This is a genomic window from Enterobacter sp. B79-1, from assembly GCF_057444735.1.
Genome location: NZ_JBYAZJ010000001.1, coordinates 1,088,024 through 1,106,493 on the forward strand (window position 1 = coordinate 1,088,024; position 18,470 = coordinate 1,106,493).

Below are 18,470 nucleotides of genomic sequence, written 5' to 3' on the forward strand. Positions count from 1 at the left end.
TTAAATCGTCTCAAAATATGGTATCAAAATAACAGGATAAACAGATGAATTTTAGGAAAAACCTATGCCACCATCAGATTATTTCTTTGAGAAGCTGGAAACGAAAGCCGGGTTAAATTACATATTACGCGCACAGGAAAAAGTGCCGGAAGGTGGAATGTACATCAAGCCACATATGCATCTCGAACATGAAATAATGTGGTTTTACAAAGCCAGAGGCAGCTATAGTATTGGCCGTGAAAAATTCGCTCTCCAGAATAATACGCTTGTCTATGTCAGCCCACTCACGCTGCATGATATGGAACTGGATTTTACGGCAGACCATGAACGTTTTATCTTACAATATGATCATACTGCGCTCAGCAATCTGAAATATCCAGTACCCGCCCTGGAATCACATACGGGTGTCGTTTCCTGCCTGGAGGAAAAGGATGCAGAAAGATTACAATTTATTTTCAAATGGTTCTCAGAAGTCAATGAGACGGCCTATTCTGAAAAAGAAATTAAGCCGTTAATGATTTTGTTACTCAGCACCGTTCTGCAGCATGCCGAAAACGCAACCAAAATCGCCACAGAGACGGATCATCAATCCATCTTTGCGGTTATTATCTCTTTTGTGATCAACCTGGAAACGCAAACCTCATTTACGATGAGTTTGAACGAAGCCGCTGAATCGGTCGGACTCTCACCCAGTCATTTTTCCAGAACGTTTAAAAAAATTATGCAGGTGAGTTTCAAGGAATATCTTCTGCGAAAGAAAATCGCCCTGTCAATACAACTGTTGCGTAATACAGAACTTAGCATCACCGACATTGCTTACAAATGTGAGTTTACAGATGCTGCGTACTATTGCTTCCAGTTCAGAAGGGTTATCGGCGTTACACCTAAAAAATTCAGGAACAGCAATCTGACATCAGAACAGTTAAAAACCGGTCATAACGTGCAGCTTTAAGCGTAAAACCGCGTCGTTGATAAAACTGTGATCGGCACAAATCTACCTGCGCAAAAAAATTATATAAAAGCATCTTTCTCATACATTTTTTTATGCTCTTAATATTTATCTTTTAACCTGAGACTGGCCACTCATTTCGGATTCGTACTCATCCTGATTAAAAGGTATTTATTATGAGAAAAATAGGATTCAAAGAAAAGATTGGTTATGGGTTAGGTGATGGTGCGTCCAATATTATCTGGCAAACGATAATGCTTTTCATGGCCTACTTTTATACAGATATCTACGGGCTAAGCGCTTTTCATATGGGGACCATGTTCCTGGTCGTCAGAGCGTTTGATGCCATTGCCGACGTGTACATTGGCTATCTGGCCGACCATACTCAGACCCGGTACGGTCAGTTCAGACCTTATCTCCTCTGGTTCTCGCTGCCCTTCGGTATTTTTGGTGCCCTGACGTTTTATACACCCGATTTTGGCGAGTCGGCCAAAATTGTCTATGCGTATGTGTCTTATATTGCCCTCTCGCTTTTTTATTCCCTCGTTAACGTTCCCTACTGCGCGCTGATTAATAACATTTCCAGTGATGCAAAAGAACGGGTTTCAATGCAGTCTTATCGTTTTGCCTTCGCTGCTTTAGGAGGGATTATTGTTTCCGTCGTGGCGCTACCGTTAACCAAAATTTTGGGTGAAGGCGATCTACAGAAAGGCTATTTTCTGGCGATGGTGATTATGGGGGCGATCAGCACTATCATGTTTTACTGTTGCTTTGCCATGACCAGGGAACATTACACGAAAGCGGTGGATAAAAAACGTAACTTTCGTGGTATCTATGATGATCTGACTGTCGTGGTGAAAGATCATAACTGGCGCTGTATTTTCAGCCTCAATATTGCAAGCCTTATCGCTGGCATCCTGAAAACAGGCGGAGCCATTTATTTCGTTAGCTACTATCTGAAAAGGCCCGATTTAGTGGGGCTTGTGCTTATTATTATTCTCTGCACCCGATTTCTGGGCGCATTGTCGACAACGCTATTATATAAAAATCATGACCGGGTATTGTCATATAAAGTTTCGTTAATTATACAAGCCATTATCTTAATTATTCTTTTCGCCATTCCTGCAGAATACGTCCTGCCGGTTTGCCTGGTGATCTGTCTGATTCATTTCATCGACGCCAGTTCTGCCCCCCTGCAATGGAGCCTGCTCAGTGACATCATTGATAACGTTGAAAAACAGTCAAACATTTCGCTGAGTGGCTTAGTTTTCTCAACCAATCTTTTCGCTATAAAAATTGGCATTGCGGTTGGCGGTGCCATCATTGGCTGGCTGCTCACCGTGGGCGGCTATGTGGGCAGTGCTGCGATCCAAACCGATCTCGCCATTCTGATTGTGCGGCTTATCTTTACGCTTATTCCCGCTGCTTTTGTCTTCATGATGTACCTCATCATGAGGCAATACCGGACCCATAATGCGTTACAGGCCTGACGTTACCACCGCTATTTTCATAACAGGAATCGAAGATGACCATAATAACTAACCCCATTATCCCAGGTTTTAATCCGGACCCCTCCATTATAAGAGTGGGTGAGGCGTATTACTTAGCAACATCGACATTTGAATGGTTTCCAGGTATTTGTTTGTATAAATCATACGATCTCAAAAACTGGCGGCTGATTTCTCATCCCCTGAAGCGGAAAAGTCAGTTGAACATGCGCGGGAATCCGAATTCCGGTGGAATCTATGCGCCATGCCTCAGCTACGATGCCGGAAAATTTTATCTCATCTATACCGATGTCAAAAACGTGACCGGTCGTTTCTGGGACCCTAATAACTTTATCGTGACCACGGACGATATCGAAGGTGAATGGTCTGAGCCAACGTATCTCAATAGCAGAGGGATTGATCCCTCACTGTTCCACCACAGTGACGGTACGAAATGGCTTGTGAGCATGGAGATGAGCTACAGAGACGGCGGGGAGGCAGGATTCCCCAAGTGGAATGGCATTATCATCCAACAATACGATGAGCAGAAGAGTCGCTTAACCGGCGAGTGCCGTAAAATTTTCGCCGGTACCGCGTTGGGCATCACCGAAGGGCCACACATTTATGAGTTGAACGGCTGGTTCTATTTGTTAGTGGCCGAAGGCGGAACGTTTTATAACCATGGCGTCACGCTGGCGCGCTCCCGACATCTGTTTGGCCCCTACGAAACCGATCCCATCGGACAAATGATGACATCTCGCTTTGATTGCCGTTTACCTTTACAGCGCGTCGGCCATGCGGATCTTTTTGATAACGGTCTGGGAGAATGGTTTATTGTGCATTTATGCGGGCGACCGTTGCCCTCAAAAGGACGCAGCCCGATGGGTCGTGAAACCGCTATTCAGCAGGTTTACTGGACGGAGGATGGCTGGCTGCGCTTAACAAATAACAGCATTACGCCAGAATTAACGGTGCAGACGCGCCTGAAAGAACGTCCGTGGCCAACGCCGCCAGCCCGGGATGAGTTCGATACGCCGGAGCTGCCCCTCCACTATCAGTCGTTACGCATCCCCTTAAGCGAGGAAATGTGCACGCTTACGGAAAGGCGCGGATGGTTACGGTTGCGGGGTTATGAATCCCTGAGTTCACAGCACTATCAAAGCCTGCTGGCAAGAAGACAAACCGATTTTATATATACCGCTCAGACATGCGTAGATTTTAAGCCTCACTCTTTCCAGCAGATGGCCGGGCTGGTCTGCTTTTATGACACCACCAACTACGTTTATCTGAACATATCCTGTAACGACGCGGGAGAACGGACGGTCAATTTGATGGTTAATGACCTGAACCGATTCTCCTTACCGACAGGAGAAGGGGTAAAAATTGCGGCAGAAGGTCTGGTTTACCTCAGAGTCTGCGTCAAAGATGATGGTGCTCTTTTTTACTATTCACTCGATGAAAAAAAATGGATCCCGATTGGGGGTTATGTTGAATACAGCAAACTGTCCGATGAATATTTTAAGGAACGTGGCATAGAGCGCTTCACCGGTGCCTTTGTCGGGATGTGCTGTCAGGATTTCACGGGGGAACATATCCCGGCCGATTTTGACTACTTTGCCTATTTCCCGGAAGATTTTTAGTTAAGGGCGCGCAGAGTGTCCGCAGATGATTGCCACTGGCCTTCTGTGCTACTCTACGCGCCATTTCCATGCAATCGACAGAATAGAAATTATGAGTGTACGTTTAGTGTTAGCCAAAGGGCGCGAGAAGTCATTGCTGCGCCGCCATCCCTGGGTCTTTTCCGGCGCGGTTGCGCGTATGGAAGGTAAAGCCAACCTCGGTGAAACCATCGATATCGTTGACCATCAGGGGAAATGGTTAGCGCGCGGCGCATACTCGCCAGCATCACAGATCCGCGCTCGCGTCTGGACGTTCGATAAAGATGAAACCATCGATATCGATTTCTTCGTCCGCCGCCTGCAGCAGGCTCAGCAGTGGCGTGAGTGGCTGGCAAAACGTGACGGGCTGGACAGCTATCGGCTGATCGCCGGTGAGTCCGACGGTCTGCCGGGCGTGACCATCGATCGCTTCGGCAACTTTATGGTGCTGCAGCTGTTAAGCGCAGGTGCGGAATATCAGCGTGCTGCCCTGATCAGCGCCCTTCAGTCTCAGTTCCCTGAATGCGCCATTTATGACCGCAGCGATGTGGCGGTGCGTAAAAAAGAGGGCATGGAGCTGACGCAAGGGCCTGTTACCGGTGAATTACCGCCTGCCCTGCTGCCTATCGAAGAACACGGCATGAAGCTGCTGGTGGATATTCAGGGCGGCCACAAAACAGGTTACTACCTCGACCAGCGCGACAGCCGTCTGGCAACCCGTCAGTACGTGGCGAACAAGCGCGTGCTGAACTGCTTCTCCTACACGGGCGGTTTTGCGGTGTCTGCGCTGATGGGCGGCTGTGCCCAGGTCGTTAGCGTGGATACGTCACAGGAAGCGCTGGACGTGGCGAAACAGAACGTTGAGCTAAACAAACTGGACCTGAGCAAAGCGGAGTTTGTACGTGATGACGTCTTCAAGCTGCTGCGTAAATATCGCGATCAGGGCGAGAAGTTCGATGTTATCGTCATGGATCCGCCTAAGTTTGTGGAAAACAAAAGCCAGCTGATGGGTGCATGCCGCGGGTATAAAGATATCAACATGCTGGCTATCCAGCTGCTGAACCCGGGCGGGGTTCTGCTCACGTTCTCCTGCTCCGGCCTGATGACCACAGATTTATTTCAGAAAATCATCGCCGATGCCGCAATAGATGCTGGTCGTGATGTACAATTTATAGAGCAGTTCCGTCAGGCGGCCGATCATCCGGTGATCGCTACCTACCCGGAAGGGCTGTATCTGAAAGGGTTTGCCTGTCGCGTCATGTAACTTGAAAAGAGAAATATTGCCCTCACATCGTGTGTAAGTAATGTTTCCCGGGAGGTGACTATGATTGCCAGCAAATTCGGTATCGGCCAGCAGGTCCGCCACACCTTGCTTGGGTATTTGGGTGTGGTCGTGGATATCGACCCGGAGTATTCCCTTGACGAACCGTCAGCCGACGAGCTGGCGGTTGATGCAGAGCTTCGTGCCGCGCCCTGGTACCACGTGGTGATGGAAGGTGACGACGGGCAACCCGTTCACACCTACCTCGCTGAGGCGCAGTTAAGCAGTGAGCTGCAGGATGAACATCCGGAGCAACCCACGATGGATGAATTAGCGCAGACTATCCGCAAGCAGTTGCAGGCGCCGCGCCTGCGCAACTGAGCGTGTAAAAAAAGCCCGATAATCGGGCCTTTTTTTTACTTAACCAGCCCCAGCCGGGGGATTTCAATGGCAGGGCATCTGTCCATAACCACCTGTAAACCCGCCTCGCGCGCCAGTACGGCAGCCTGTTCGTTGATGACGCCCAACTGCATCCACAGCGTTTTCGCACCAATGGCAATCGCTTCCTGCGCGACACCCCATGCCGCCTCGGAATTACGGAACACATCTACCATGTCCACTTTTTCCGGTACATCGTTAAGCGTGGCGTAGCCCTGCTGGCCTAATAACGTCTTTCCCGCCACTTTTGGCGAAACGGGGATCACGTGATAGCCCTGATCGAGAAGGTATTTCATCACGCGATAACTTGGACGATCCGGTTTATCGCTGGCACCCACCAGCGCAATAGTGCGCGTGGATGTCAAAATCTCGGCAATATCATTCTCTCTCATGCTTTTTCTCCTGGCTTTTTTCAAAGTGTACGCCAAAGCGCACATCTCAACCATTCATCCCATACAGATGTATGAGGGCAAAACGGTGATTTATGTCTATATGTTAGTAAACGTGATTATCGAAAAATTTTGATACATTCTTGCGGGTATAATTTTCAACTGGAGTCACCTATGAAAACCGGCATTGTCTCTGCTGTGATTGCGTTAGTGATGCCGGTTTGCGTTTTTGCAACCACGCTTCGGCTCTCTACTGATATTGACCTGCTGGTGCTGGACGGAAAAAAAGTCTCCAGTTCATTATTGCGCGGCGCAGAGAGCATTGAACTGGATAACGGGCCGCATCAGCTGGTGTTTCGGGTAGAAAAAACGATCGGTCTTGCGAATCATGAACAACGGATGTACATCTCTCCCCCACTGATTGTCAGCTTTAATACCCAGCGGGTCAGTCAGGTAAACATTACCCTGCCGCGGCTTGAGAACGAAAAAGAGTCCGTCGCTTTCGACGCCGCGCCGCGCATTGAGCTGCTGGATGGGGATTCGATGCCGATCCCGGTGAAGCTTGATATTCTGGCGCTAACCACCTCGCCAAAAGGCACGGACTACGAGGCCGCAACCGAGTCTTATAACAAAGCGGGTAAACGCGCCTCTCTTCCGCAGTTTGCCACCATGATGGCCGACGACAGTACGCTGTTATCCGGTGTTTCAGAGCTGGATGTTATACCGCCTCAGTCCCAGACGCTGACGGAGCAACGCCTGAAATTCTGGTTCCAGCAGGCCGATCCCGATACGCGCGCCCGCTTTTTGCAGTGGGCAAAACAACAACCTTCGTCGTAAGCCACATTTTTTACGCCTTTCTCTTGCAGCATCAGGCGGTTCCCGTCATCGTGTAGTCAGTTAACCTGATGGATATGATTATGGAACTGACAACACGCACGCTCCCGGAACGCAAACACATTGCTCTGGTTGCGCACGATCACTGTAAACAAATGCTGCTTAACTGGGTTCGCCGCCATCAGTCATTGCTGGAAAAGCACGCCCTCTCAGCGACCGGTACAACCGGCAATCTGATCCAGCGCGAAACGGGTCTCGAAGTGAACGCCATGCTGAGCGGCCCGATGGGCGGCGATCAGCAGGTAGGCGCGCAGATTTCGGAAGGGAAAATTGATGTGCTGATTTTCTTCTGGGATCCGCTGAACGCGGTTCCGCACGATCCGGATGTTAAAGCGCTGCTGCGCCTGGCGACGGTGTGGAATATTCCGGTGGCAACGAACCTGTCGACGGCGGATTTCATCATTGAATCGCCGCAGTTTAACTCGCCGGTTGATATCCTTATTCCGGACTACCAGCGTTATCTTTCCGAGAGACTGAAGTAGCTTTTTTGCCGGGTGGCGGCTGCGCCTTACCCGGCCTACAAAATCTTGCCTGACATCGCTATGGTTTACGCGCCACCGGCACATCAATACTCTTCAGAATATCGACAAACACGGATGGCTCCTCTTTATTGAACAACAGCCATACGCGATGACGCGCGCGGGTTATCGCCACATACAGCAGACGTCGCTCTTCTGCATCCGGGAAATCTTCCGGCACCGGCAGCAGGGCCTCTTCCATCACCGACTCGCGGGCCGGGGCCGGGAAACCGTCGCTGCCCTCTTTAAGCCCCACCACAATCACATAATCAGCCTGCTGCCCTTTGCTGGCGTGAATTGTCATAAATTCAAGCTGCAGTTTCGGCCAGCGTGTAGCGGCCTTTTCCAGCACGGCCGGTTTGAGATGATGATAGCGCGCCAGCACCAGAATGCGTTCGTCGGGTTTCGCGTAGCCGCTCAGTTTATCCAGTAGCGGCTCAAGCTGATCTTCTGCTAACAGGGTGACCGCTTTTTTATCCCCCGGCGTCAGGCTGTTGAGCGGTTTGGTCAGCTGGTGCGGGTTCTGCTGAATAAAGCGGTTGGCTATTTCGCCAATGCGCGCATTGAAGCGGTAGGTGGTGTCCAGATCGCTGCGATCGCCTTCGCCAAAATAGTGGTGAAACGCTGTCGTCAGTGAAAGCTGCGCCCCGCTAAAGCGATAGATGGCCTGCCAGTCATCCCCCACCGCAAACAGCGACGTATGTTTGTTCTGCGCCCTCAGCGCAGAGAGCAGAGCGGCACGCTGCGGAGAGATATCCTGAAACTCATCAACCAGTATGTGCTTCCACGGGCTGACGAAACGCCCCTTCTCTAAAATGATAATGGCCTGATGGATAAGCCCGGAGAAATCGACGGCGTTCTCCTCTTTCAGTGCCGTTTTCCAGGCTTTTAGCATCGGAGCCATCAGCTTCACGCGCTTTGAAAACACCGCGCGGATCGCCTCCGGGGCACTTTCAATCATCTCGGCCTGCGAACCGCCGTGCATGCGCATCAGGCTGACCCAACGATCGAGACGCGAGCCGAGCCGACGTGCCAGCTTGTCATCCTGCCAGAAACTGCCTTCCGGCACAGCCCAGTTCAGCTCTTCCTCCAGCCACTGACGCCAGCCTTTTGCCTGTGCTTTTTTCTCACTGCACTGTTGCCGCCACGTTTTAATGAACAGCGCCTGGCGCGCCTGCGTGTCGTTTTCCAGCTTACTGATGGACGGGACTTTCTTGCTGCCCTGCTGAATGATATGCAGCGCAAGCGCATGAAACGTTCTGGCCGAGATATCCTGGGTATGCAGTCTCGCCTGGATACGTTCGTCCATCTCCTGTGCGGCTTTGCGACCAAATGCCAGCAGCAGAATCTGGTCTGCAACGGCCTCGCCAGTGGTCAGAAGCCAGCCTGCGCGAGCCACCAGCACCGAGGTTTTACCGCTCCCGGCGCCCGCAAGTACCAGCAGCGACTGTTCACCGTTGACCACCGCACGCGCCTGCGCAGGGTTAAGCGGCGATGACTCGACCGTGCTGAAGAAATCAGCATATTGGGTGAGCATGGCATCGGTCCAGGCCTGGTTATGCGCCAGGCGACTTTTATCAATATCGCTCAGCCATGCCTGGCACTTCCGCCATGCATCGCGGCAATTTTCAAACTCATTGAGACGCGCTACGGGGAACGGCAACGCAGTCAGCGCCTGTTTTATTTTTTGCTGCAGTCCCGCAGTTTGCTGGCGCGTGAGCCATTTGTGTTGGGCATCGCTCTGCGCGATTTCATCCAGTACCTGTTGCAAAACCTGGGCGGCAATCACGCTCATATCCTGGCTCCACTGCTGCCAGAGTGTGTTCAGATGGTAATGAAAACGCTGGGTTTCCCCCCACTCGGTGCCGTGAAGGCGCACCACTTTATCGGCAGGCAAAACGAACTCCAGCTCGCCCCACACCAGCCCACGTTTACAGTGGATCGCCAACATTTGATTGAAGGGAATGAGATATTCGTGGCGTTCCCCGGAGACTTTCACTCCCGCGTTAAGGAGCACAACCTTGTCGTAAGGGTGTTGAGCCAGGCGTTTGCCCATTGACGTTGCTTTCAGTTCCATATCCAGCCGGATCCACGAAGAGATAATTTGCCTGATAGTTTAACTGCCAGTTTTAAGGTGCTCCAGCCTAAAAAAACGTTACAATCAGTGGGCGTTAATTTTATCGAAAGGAAGTGAGGGTTTATGCGTACCGTTCTGAATGTGTTGAATTTTGTGCTGGGCGGTTTTGCCACCACCCTTTCCTGGCTTTTTGCCACTCTGGTCAGCATCGTGCTTATCTTTACCCTGCCGCTGACGCGCTCCTGCTGGGAAATCACCAAACTCTCCTTTATTCCCTACGGTAATGAGGCTGTCCACGTTGATGAGCTGAACCCGGAAGGTAAAAACGCGCTGATGAATACCGGCGGCACCGTACTGAATATTCTGTGGCTGATTTTCTTTGGCTGGTGGCTGTGCCTGATGCACATTTTTGCCGGTATCGCCCAGTGCGTGACGATTATTGGCATTCCTGTTGGGATCGCGAACTTTAAAATTGCCGTCATTGCCCTGTGGCCGGTTGGACGTAGGGTCGTCCCGGTTGAGGTGGCGCAAGCCGCGCGTGAGGCCAATGCTCGCCGTCGTTTTCAGTAATAAGGACTGGCCGCGCTCATGCTAAGCCCACTGCTTCGCCGTTATACCTGGAACAGCATCTGGCTTTATAACGTCAGAATTTTTATCGCTCTCTGTGGCACCGTTGCCCTGCCGTGGTGGCTGAATGACGTTAAGCTCACGATTCCGCTCACGTTAGGGGTGGTTGCGGGGGCGCTTGCGGACCTCGATGACCGTCTGGCCGGGCGTCTGCGCAACCTGGTTATCACTCTTGTCTGTTTCTTTATTGCGTCCGCGTCTGTCGAGCTGCTCTTCCCGTGGCCCTGGCTGTTTGCCTTAGGCCTTACGCTCTCCACCAGCGGCTTTATTCTGCTCGGCGGGCTTGGACAGCGTTATGCCACTATCGCATTTGGCGCGCTGCTGATTGCTATTTACACCATGCTGGGCGTGTCGCTGTACGATCAGTGGTACCAGCAACCCGTGCTTCTATTGCTGGGGGCCATCTGGTATAACCTGCTGACGTTAACAGGGCACCTCATCTTCCCGGTGCGCCCTCTGCAGGATAATCTTGCTCGCAGCTATGAGCAGCTGGCTCATTATCTGGAGCTGAAATCCCGGCTGTTTGACCCGGATATCGAAGAGGAAAGTCAGGCCCCTCTTTACGATCTGGCGCTGGCAAACGGCCAGCTGGTCGCCACGCTGAACCAGACCAAAGCCTCCCTGCTGACCCGACTGCGCGGAGACCGCGGCCAACGCGGGACGCGAAGAACACTTCACTACTACTTTGCCGCTCAGGACATCCATGAGCGCGCCAGCTCTTCGCACGTTCAGTATGCCGCCCTGCGTGAAACGTTCCGCTACAGCGACGTGATGTTCCGCTTCCAGCGGTTACTTTCCATGCAGTCTCAGGCGTGCCAGCAGCTAGCGCGTTCAATTTTACTGCGAACGCCCTATCAGCATGACCCGCGGTTTGAGCGCGCGTTTAGCCATCTTGATGCGGCAATCGACCGCGTGCAGGCCAGTGGAACCGCACCGGAACATATAAAAGCACTGGGGTTTTTGCTTAATAACCTGCGGGCAATCGATGCTCAGCTCGCGACGATTGAATCCGAGCAGGCGATGGCCATGCCGGGCAACGATGCCGATAATCAGCTTGCTGATGACAGCGTGCATAGCGTTAGCGACATGTGGCTGCGGCTGAGCCGCAATTTTACGCCGGAATCTGCTCTATTTCGTCACGCGGTGAGAATGTCACTGGTGCTGTGCGTGGGTTATGCGTTTATTCAAATAACCGGTTTACACCACGGCTACTGGATCCTGCTCACCAGCCTGTTTGTCTGCCAGCCCAACTATAACGCCACCCGCCACCGCCTGGCGTTACGTATTATTGGAACGCTGGTAGGCGTCGCCATTGGCCTGCCGGTGCTCTATTTCGTGCCGTCCATCGAAGGCCAACTGGTGCTGATCGTCATTACCGGCGTACTGTTCTTCGCCTTCCGTAATGTGCAATACGCCCACGCGACGATGTTCATCACGCTGCTGGTTTTACTGTGCTTTAACCTGCTGGGAGAAGGGTTTGAAGTTGCCCTGCCCCGCGTGATCGACACGCTCATTGGCTGCGCTATCGCCTGGGCGGCGGTGAGTTTCATCTGGCCCGACTGGCGTTTTCGTAATTTGCCGCGTGTGTTAGACAGGGCGATGAATGCAAACTGCCGGTACCTTGATGCGATCCTTGAGCAATACCACCAGGGGCGCGATAACCGCCTTGCTTATCGCATTGCCCGACGCGATGCGCATAACAGCGATGCGGAACTGGCGTCGGTGGTCTCGAACATGTCCACGGAACCGCGCGCCACCGCGGAAATTCGGGAAACCGCTTTTCGTCTGCTGTGTCTGAATCATACGTTCACTAGCTATATTTCTACGTTGGGCGCACACCGTGAGAAACTGACCAACCCGGGCATTCTCGCCTTACTGGATGATGCTGTCTGCTACGTCGATGATGCGCTTCATCATCGGCCAGCCGATGAGCCGCGCGTTCAACAATCGCTGGATGAACTGGCCCAACGTATTGCCCACCTTGACCCGGGCGCCGACAACAAAGCCCCGCTGGTCCTGCAGCAAATCGGCCTGCTGATTGCCCTGCTGCCGGAAATCTGCCGGCTGCAGCAGCAGATCGCTACCTTGAGGAATGATGCTCCTGACTCTCGGGCAGCGCATTAAACCACTCCGTCAGCTCCCGGCGAATGTCGGCCGGGAGCGCCGCTTCATGTAGCCCTTCGATGGCACCTTCCAGCGCGAACAGCACCTTAATACTTAAGGCCTTGTTTTTGGACCTCATCTTTAACCAGCATTTCCTGGCGCCCAGTTCCCGTAAGGTTTCCTCATTAGTGATGCCTGCTTCTAAAAGCAGCACCTCAAGTTGAAAGGTCAGGTTCGGAAGATCTTTTAGCCGGTTGCGCTGATGGCGCTGGCAGCGCTCCTTCCTTGCCGCGTCGAGAGCAAAGGAGGAAAGCTGGAGCAATTTGTCCCTGTCCTGCCACAGCCCGTCGTCCACCCGATAGTAATTAAGCAGGACGGGACGGCCCCGTTTCATCAGCGTCAGAAACGAAGAGGCGTTTTTTACACAATACCTGGCACTTTCTTCACAGGCCCGGAGGTAGAGTTCCCCCTCCGACACCATCGCGAACACCGCATTATCCACCGCCAGGGTGTACCCACCGAATAGCGCCCGATGATGAATTTCGCCTAACGGTGAGAGGTATTCCTGCGATTTATAAATCCGCTCATAAGATATCTTTTTCATGATAATTCCATTTAAAATCAATTATTAACAACGATATTTCTCACTAACGGATCCGTTAGCAGGAAAATAGGCAACTTATTGCTGGAGGGCAAGATGATTTTTTATGGCGCACCAAGAATGGGTGAAATTTGCGAGTCTCTTTCCGAAAATGAGGTTGATCTTTATGCATACAGGGGTTACTGTATATCCATACAGTAACTACAGGGCTGGAATGAATATGTACACTTCAGGCTATGCAAATCGCTCAACATCTCTCTCTTCTACCGCTGGCAATGTCGCGCAGAAATCCGTCGGGCGTGATTCTACAGGGCTTATCAGTGAAGTGGTTTACCGTGAAGACCAGCCTCTGTTAACGCAACTCTTATTACTGCCGCTGTTGCAACAGCTTGGTCAGCAATCACGCTGGCAGCTTTGGCTAACGCCACAACAAAAATTGAGCCGCGAGTGGGTTCTGTCTGCGGGTCTGCCGCTGGCGAAAGTGATGCAGATTAACCAACTCTCACCCTGCGATACGGTAGATTCAATGATTCGGGCCTTACGCACAGGGAATTACAGTGTGGTGATCGGATGGCTGCCTGATGAACTGTCGGAAGAGGAACACTTGAGACTGACGGAAGCAGCGGAAGAAGGTCACGCGATGGGGTTTATTATGCGACCGGTTCGTGCAGATTCTTACCGCAGAGGACAACATTCCGGGCTAAAAATTCACTCAAATTTGTATCATTGAGTGAAATTAGGAGTTTTCCTGGAATTTTTTTCGACCATAAGATGCAGAAATAGTTCAACGCGTCAAATCTTCGGCAAGGCTTGTCTGGAGCGGTTCTCGTTAATTTTGCTGCACAATTTTCGTTCAAGAAATGTTAAATATTAGGTATACGGAACTTTTTTTTTCATATGCCTGACAGACTTCACACTTGTAAGTTTTCATCTACGTTGTAGACTTTACATCGCCAGGGGTGCTCGGCCTAAGCCGAAGATATCGGTAGATTTATATTTGACCACGCCCCCCGGTGAAGGATTTAACCGTGATTTCTCTGCAGAGATCTTCATGGCAAATTTTGGATGATAACGAGGCGCAAAAAATGAAAAAGACAGCTATCGCGATTGCAGTGGCACTGGCTGGCTTCGCTACCGTAGCGCAGGCCGCTCCGAAAGATAATACCTGGTATGCAGGTGGTAAACTGGGCTGGTCTCAGTTCCATGACACCGGCTGGTACAACAGCAGCCTGAACAACGATGGCCCGACTCACGAGAGCCAGCTGGGTGCAGGCGCGTTCGGTGGCTATCAGGTTAACCCGTATGTTGGTTTTGAAATGGGTTACGACTGGTTAGGTCGTATGCCATACAAAGGCGACAACGTCAATGGCGCTTTCAAAGCTCAAGGCGTTCAGCTGACCGCTAAACTGGGTTACCCAGTAACTGACGATCTGGACGTGTACACCCGTCTGGGCGGCATGGTATGGCGTGCAGACTCCAGCAACAGCATCGCTGGCGACGACCATGACACCGGTGTTTCCCCAGTATTCGCTGGTGGCGTTGAGTGGGCTATGACCCGTGACATCGCTACCCGTCTGGAATACCAGTGGGTTAACAACATTGGTGACGGTGCTACCGTTGGCGTTCGTCCAGACAACGGCATGCTGAGCGTTGGTGTTTCTTACCGTTTCGGTCAGCAGGAAGATGCTGCACCAATCGTAGCTCCAGCTCCGGCTCCAGCTCCAGAAGTACAGACCAAGCACTTCACTCTGAAGTCTGACGTTCTGTTCAACTTCAACAAAGCTACCCTGAAACCAGAAGGTCAGCAGGCACTGGATCAGCTGTACACCCAGCTGAGCAACCTGGATCCTAAAGATGGTTCTGTAGTGGTTCTGGGCTTCACCGACCGTATCGGTTCTGACGCTTACAACCAGAAACTGTCTGAGAAACGTGCTCAGTCTGTAGTTGATTACCTGGTATCTAAAGGTATCCCAGCTAACAAGATCTCCCCACGTGGTATGGGCGAATCTAACCCAGTGACCGGTTCTACCTGTGACAACGTGAAAGCTCGCGCTGCACTGATCGACTGCCTGGCACCAGATCGTCGCGTTGAGATCGAAGTTAAAGGTATCAAAGACGTTGTAACTCAGCCTGCGGCATAAGTTATCGTCTTATAAAAAAACCCCGCCATGCGGGGTTTTTTATTGTCTGAAGAACAGTAAGAAACTACTTTTTACCCAGCAGAGCCTGAAGATCGTTCTTCAGCGTCGACATCTGGCTGGCATACTTCTCTTTGTGCTCGGCATCTTCAATCAGTTGTACTACGGTCTCTGACAGCGTTTTTCCTCGACGTTGCGCTAGCCCCGCCAGACGCTGCCAGACCATAAACTCCAGGTCGATTGATTTTTTACGGGTGTGCTGATGCTCAGCATTAAAATGCCGTTTTCGCCGCGCACGGATAGTTTGCTTCATCCGGTTTAACAGGGCGGGATTAATATGCTTCTCAATCCAACTATTCACCTGTACCGGTTCATTTTCGAGGGTCAGCAAAATATCCACGGCCTCTTGCGCAGCGCTGGCTTCGATGTAGCAGGTGATCAGCTCCCCTTCACGGTGCTTTTTGACCAGGTACTTCCATTTCCAGCCGCTTTCGAGATTTTCCAGTTGTTGATATTTCATTGCGATCTCAGTGTTACCACGTAACTCTGTTCAGAATATCAGTTTTTTGGCAATCTGCTGAAAAGAAATCATATCCTGTGAAACATCGCTTGAGATTCACTCATTGAAATCCCCAATCCTGCTTGGGAAGAGCCCCCCGCTTACGGTATACTCCACGGTTTTACATCTGACTAAAAAACATCAACTTTGACCATTACGAAACTAGCATGGCGTGACCTGGTTCCGGATACCGAGAGCTATCAGGAACTGTTTGCACAGCCAGACCTCGCACAAGAACACGAATTCATACTTAGCGATACACAACCGCGTTTGCATTACGCGCTGGAGCAGGTGTTAAGCCCATGGGCAACATCTCCCTTCATGCTGCTCAAAGCCCCGGAAGAAGCCGAGTATTTGACGCTTCTGGGTGATGCCATGCGCGAGCTGAAACCGGAAGCGAATACTGTTTTCGGCGGCGAGTATCGTATCACAGGGCATAATGTCACTTTCGCCCCCGCTACGCAGGCTGATGACCGTTTTGCAGCGCAGGGCGAAGTCGTTACCGCTAACTGGGTCGAAGCAGAACAACTCTTTGGTTGTCTTCGTCAGTTTAACGGTGAGCTCTCCCTGCAGCCAGGGCTGGTGCATCGCGCAAACGGCGGCGTACTTATTATTTCCCTGCGCACCCTGATGTCGCAACCGCTGCTGTGGATGCGTCTGAAAACAATCGTGAGCCAGCAGCGCTTCGACTGGGTAGGCTATGACGAGTCTCGCCCTCTGCCTGTATCCATCCCGTCAATGCCGCTCTCTCTAACCGTCGTGCTGACGGGGGATCGTGAGTCTCTGGCCGACTTCCAGGAAATGGAGCCAGAGCTGGCGGATCAGGCGGTTTACAGCGAATACGAAGACAACATTCAAATTGCCGATGCGGATGATATGGCGCAGTGGTGCCAGTGGGTGATGGCCGTTGCTGAACGTTTTGCGCTGCCAACCCCTGCGGCTGACGCATGGCCGGGCTTAATCCGCGAAGCGGTACGCTACACCGGCGACCAGGAAACCCTGCCGCTTTGCCCACTCTGGATCGGCAAACAGCTGCGTGAAGTGGGTGTGATCAGCGGCGAAGGCACTTTCACAGGCGAACAATTGACCCAGATGCTTGCCCAGCGTGAGTGGCGCGAAGGCTATCTTGCGGACCGTATGCAGGATGAAATCCTGCTGGAACAGATTCTGGTCGAGACCGAAGGCGAACGAATCGGTCAGATTAACGCCTTGTCCGTAATTGAGTTCCCCGGCCACCCCCGTGCATTCGGCGAACCTTCCCGTATCAGCTGTGTTGTTCACATTGGCGACGGTGAATTTACGGATATTGAGCGGAAAGCGGAGCTGGGTGGAAACATTCATGCTAAAGGCATGATGATCATGCAAGCTTTCCTGATGTCCGAACTGCAGCTTGAGCAGCAGATCCCCTTCTCTGCGTCCCTGACGTTTGAGCAGTCCTACAGTGAAGTCGATGGCGATAGCGCTTCAATGGCCGAGCTGTGCGCCTTGATCAGCGCCCTGGCAGAAGTCCCGATTAATCAGAACATTGCCATTACGGGTTCCGTGGATCAGTTTGGCCGCGCCCAACCGGTCGGTGGTCTGAACGAGAAAATCGAAGGCTTCTTCTCCATTTGTCAGCAGCGTGGGTTAAACGGCAAACAGGGCGTTATTATCCCTGCGCCAAACGCACGCCATTTGAGCCTGAGCCAGGAACTGCTTGATGCGGTGGAACAGGAACAATTCACCCTGTGGGCCATCGAAGGCATTGAGGATGCACTACCCTTACTGACAAACCTGGTATGGGATGGCGAGGGTCAAACCACGCTGATGCAGACCATTCAGGAGCGCATTGCTCAGGCAACACAGCCGGATGCTCGTCATCGTTATCCCTGGCCGTTACGTTGGTTAAGTTGGTTTAGTTCAAACTGATCGGACTTGTTCAGCGTACACGTGTTAGCTATCCTGCGTCCTTCACTAAAATAAGGCTTACTGAGAACATGGTAGATAAACGCGAATCCTATACAAAAGAAGACCTTCTTGCCTCTGGTCGTGGTGAACTGTTTGGCGCTAAAGGCCCACAGTTACCGGCCCCAAGCATGCTGATGATGGACCGTGTCGTGAAAATGACCGAAACCGGCGGTAACTTCGATAAGGGTTACGTAGAAGCAGAACTCGATATCAACCCGGACCTGTGGTTCTTCGGTTGCCACTTTATTGGCGATCCGGTAATGCCTGGCTGCCTGGGCCTCGATGCGATGTGGCAGCTGGTTGGCTTCTATCTGGGCTGGCTCGGTGGCGAAGGCAAAGGCCGCGCGCTGGGCGTGGGTGAAGTGAAATTCACCGGTCAGGTACTGCCTACCGCGAAGAAAGTCACCTACCGTATCCACTTCAAGCGCATCGTTAACCGTCGTCTGATCATGGGCCTGGCGGATGGTGAAGTGCTGGTAGATGGTCGTCTGATTTATACCGCGAACGATCTGAAAGTAGGTCTGTTCCAGGATACCTCTGCTTTCTAAGCCCGGCTTTTAGCTGCTTCAGAAAGGCGAAACCTCCGCTGTGCGGAGGTTTCTTTTTTAAAGAGACGCTATCAAGCAAGTACTGCCCTGTCTCCGATGGCTTCTCGCCAGCCCCCTAACCATTGAGACCTTTGGTTCAAAGTCTGATAGGGACACATTTCTTTAGAACGTCCGGCGATGCCAGCCTGATAACCACGTTGATGAGCCCTTTCCAGGCGATCTCGTTTCTGTCTCTTCATGCCTCGTTTCCCTCATTCTTTTGTCTGGTGGAAAGAA

At 51.8% G+C, this 18,470-nt stretch carries 18 protein-coding genes; 13 read left to right on the top strand and 5 right to left on the bottom strand.

Going from position 1 to position 18,470, the window contains the following annotated elements:
- Window positions 1-64 precede the first annotated feature (64 nt).
- The 5 genes from AC2T6E_RS05360 (at window position 65) to hspQ (ending at window position 5,736) form a co-directional block, all read left to right on the top strand.
- Entirely contained in the window at window positions 65-952 is an 888-nt protein-coding gene (locus AC2T6E_RS05360) for a helix-turn-helix domain-containing protein (protein WP_089598382.1), read from the top strand.
- Window positions 953-1,125: 173 nt separating this feature from the next.
- Window positions 1,126-2,439, top strand: a complete 1,314-nt coding sequence (locus AC2T6E_RS05365) for a glycoside-pentoside-hexuronide (GPH):cation symporter (protein WP_486690789.1) — start codon at window positions 1,126-1,128, stop codon at window positions 2,437-2,439.
- A gap of 35 nt (window positions 2,440-2,474) precedes the next feature.
- Window positions 2,475-4,076 (top strand): glycoside hydrolase family 43 protein, encoded by a 1,602-nt coding sequence (locus tag AC2T6E_RS05370; RefSeq protein ID WP_486690791.1) that lies wholly within the window; start codon window positions 2,475-2,477, stop codon window positions 4,074-4,076.
- Between the two features lie 91 nt (window positions 4,077-4,167).
- Window positions 4,168-5,358, top strand: coding sequence for a 23S rRNA (cytosine(1962)-C(5))-methyltransferase RlmI (gene rlmI, locus AC2T6E_RS05375; protein ID WP_108416029.1), 1,191 nt, complete (start codon window positions 4,168-4,170; stop codon window positions 5,356-5,358).
- Window positions 5,359-5,418: 60 nt separating this feature from the next.
- Window positions 5,419-5,736, top strand: coding sequence for a heat shock protein HspQ (gene hspQ / locus AC2T6E_RS05380; protein ID WP_010429359.1), 318 nt, complete (start codon window positions 5,419-5,421; stop codon window positions 5,734-5,736).
- A gap of 35 nt (window positions 5,737-5,771) precedes the next feature.
- Here hspQ and AC2T6E_RS05385 read toward each other — a convergent pair whose 3' ends face one another.
- Window positions 5,772-6,185, bottom strand: a complete 414-nt coding sequence (locus AC2T6E_RS05385) for a CoA-binding protein (RefSeq protein ID WP_108416028.1) — start codon at window positions 6,183-6,185, stop codon at window positions 5,772-5,774.
- Window positions 6,186-6,356: 171 nt separating this feature from the next.
- Here AC2T6E_RS05385 and csgI point away from each other — a divergent pair, with 171 nt between their 5' ends.
- On the top strand, window positions 6,357-7,019 hold the full coding sequence (gene csgI, locus AC2T6E_RS05390) for a curli synthesis inhibitor (RefSeq protein WP_108416027.1): 663 nt from the start codon (window positions 6,357-6,359) through the stop codon (window positions 7,017-7,019).
- 80 nt (window positions 7,020-7,099) lie between these two features.
- Window positions 7,100-7,558: a methylglyoxal synthase gene (mgsA, locus tag AC2T6E_RS05395; protein ID WP_008499922.1), complete on the top strand. Its 459-nt coding sequence runs from the start codon at window positions 7,100-7,102 to the stop codon at window positions 7,556-7,558.
- A 58-nt stretch (window positions 7,559-7,616) separates the two neighbouring features.
- On the opposite strand, the gene helD is transcribed toward mgsA, so the two are convergent.
- Window positions 7,617-9,671 carry a DNA helicase IV gene (gene helD, locus AC2T6E_RS05400; protein ID WP_486690795.1) on the bottom strand — a complete coding sequence of 685 codons (2,055 nt, stop codon included), beginning with the start codon at window positions 9,669-9,671 and terminating at the stop codon, window positions 7,617-7,619.
- A 123-nt stretch (window positions 9,672-9,794) separates the two neighbouring features.
- On the opposite strand from helD, the gene AC2T6E_RS05405 reads away from it, so the two are divergent.
- Both AC2T6E_RS05405 and yccS read left to right on the top strand, forming a co-directional pair.
- Window positions 9,795-10,241 (top strand): YccF domain-containing protein, encoded by a 447-nt coding sequence (locus AC2T6E_RS05405; RefSeq protein ID WP_100165146.1) that lies wholly within the window; start codon window positions 9,795-9,797, stop codon window positions 10,239-10,241.
- Window positions 10,242-10,259: 18 nt separating this feature from the next.
- On the top strand, window positions 10,260-12,422 hold the full coding sequence (gene yccS, locus AC2T6E_RS05410; RefSeq protein ID WP_089598375.1) for a YccS family putative transporter: 2,163 nt from the start codon (window positions 10,260-10,262) through the stop codon (window positions 12,420-12,422).
- Here yccS and AC2T6E_RS05415 read toward each other — a convergent pair.
- Complete coding sequence (locus AC2T6E_RS05415; RefSeq protein WP_042719042.1) at window positions 12,379-13,005, bottom strand: TfoX/Sxy family DNA transformation protein; 627 nt, start codon at window positions 13,003-13,005, stop codon at window positions 12,379-12,381. The genes yccS and AC2T6E_RS05415 overlap by 44 nt on opposite strands.
- A 217-nt stretch (window positions 13,006-13,222) precedes the next feature.
- On the opposite strand from AC2T6E_RS05415, the gene sulA reads away from it, so the two are divergent.
- A complete protein-coding gene (sulA, locus tag AC2T6E_RS05420; RefSeq protein WP_089598374.1) occupies window positions 13,223-13,732 on the top strand; it encodes an SOS-induced cell division inhibitor SulA in 510 nt (169 codons plus the stop codon).
- A 355-nt stretch (window positions 13,733-14,087) separates the two neighbouring features.
- Window positions 14,088-15,143 (top strand): porin OmpA, encoded by a 1,056-nt coding sequence (gene ompA, locus AC2T6E_RS05425; RefSeq protein WP_010429345.1) that lies wholly within the window; start codon window positions 14,088-14,090, stop codon window positions 15,141-15,143.
- Window positions 15,144-15,207: 64 nt separating this feature from the next.
- Here the strand turns inward: ompA and matP are convergent, their stop codons facing one another.
- Entirely contained in the window at window positions 15,208-15,660 is a 453-nt protein-coding gene (gene matP / locus AC2T6E_RS05430; protein WP_010429344.1) for a macrodomain Ter protein MatP, read from the bottom strand.
- A gap of 186 nt (window positions 15,661-15,846) precedes the next feature.
- Here matP and AC2T6E_RS05435 point away from each other — a divergent pair, with 186 nt between their 5' ends.
- Window positions 15,847-17,607 carry an AAA family ATPase gene (locus AC2T6E_RS05435; protein WP_260663100.1) on the top strand — a complete coding sequence of 587 codons (1,761 nt, stop codon included), beginning with the start codon at window positions 15,847-15,849 and terminating at the stop codon, window positions 17,605-17,607.
- Between the two features lie 68 nt (window positions 17,608-17,675).
- Window positions 17,676-18,194, top strand: coding sequence for a bifunctional 3-hydroxydecanoyl-ACP dehydratase/trans-2-decenoyl-ACP isomerase (gene fabA, locus AC2T6E_RS05440; RefSeq protein WP_010429339.1), 519 nt, complete (start codon window positions 17,676-17,678; stop codon window positions 18,192-18,194).
- A 71-nt stretch (window positions 18,195-18,265) separates the two neighbouring features.
- Here fabA and rmf read toward each other — a convergent pair whose 3' ends face one another.
- The gene (gene rmf, locus AC2T6E_RS05445; protein WP_010429337.1) at window positions 18,266-18,433 is read right to left on the bottom strand and encodes a ribosome modulation factor; all 168 of its coding nucleotides are present in this window, start codon (window positions 18,431-18,433) and stop codon (window positions 18,266-18,268) included.
- Window positions 18,434-18,470 lie beyond the last annotated feature (37 nt).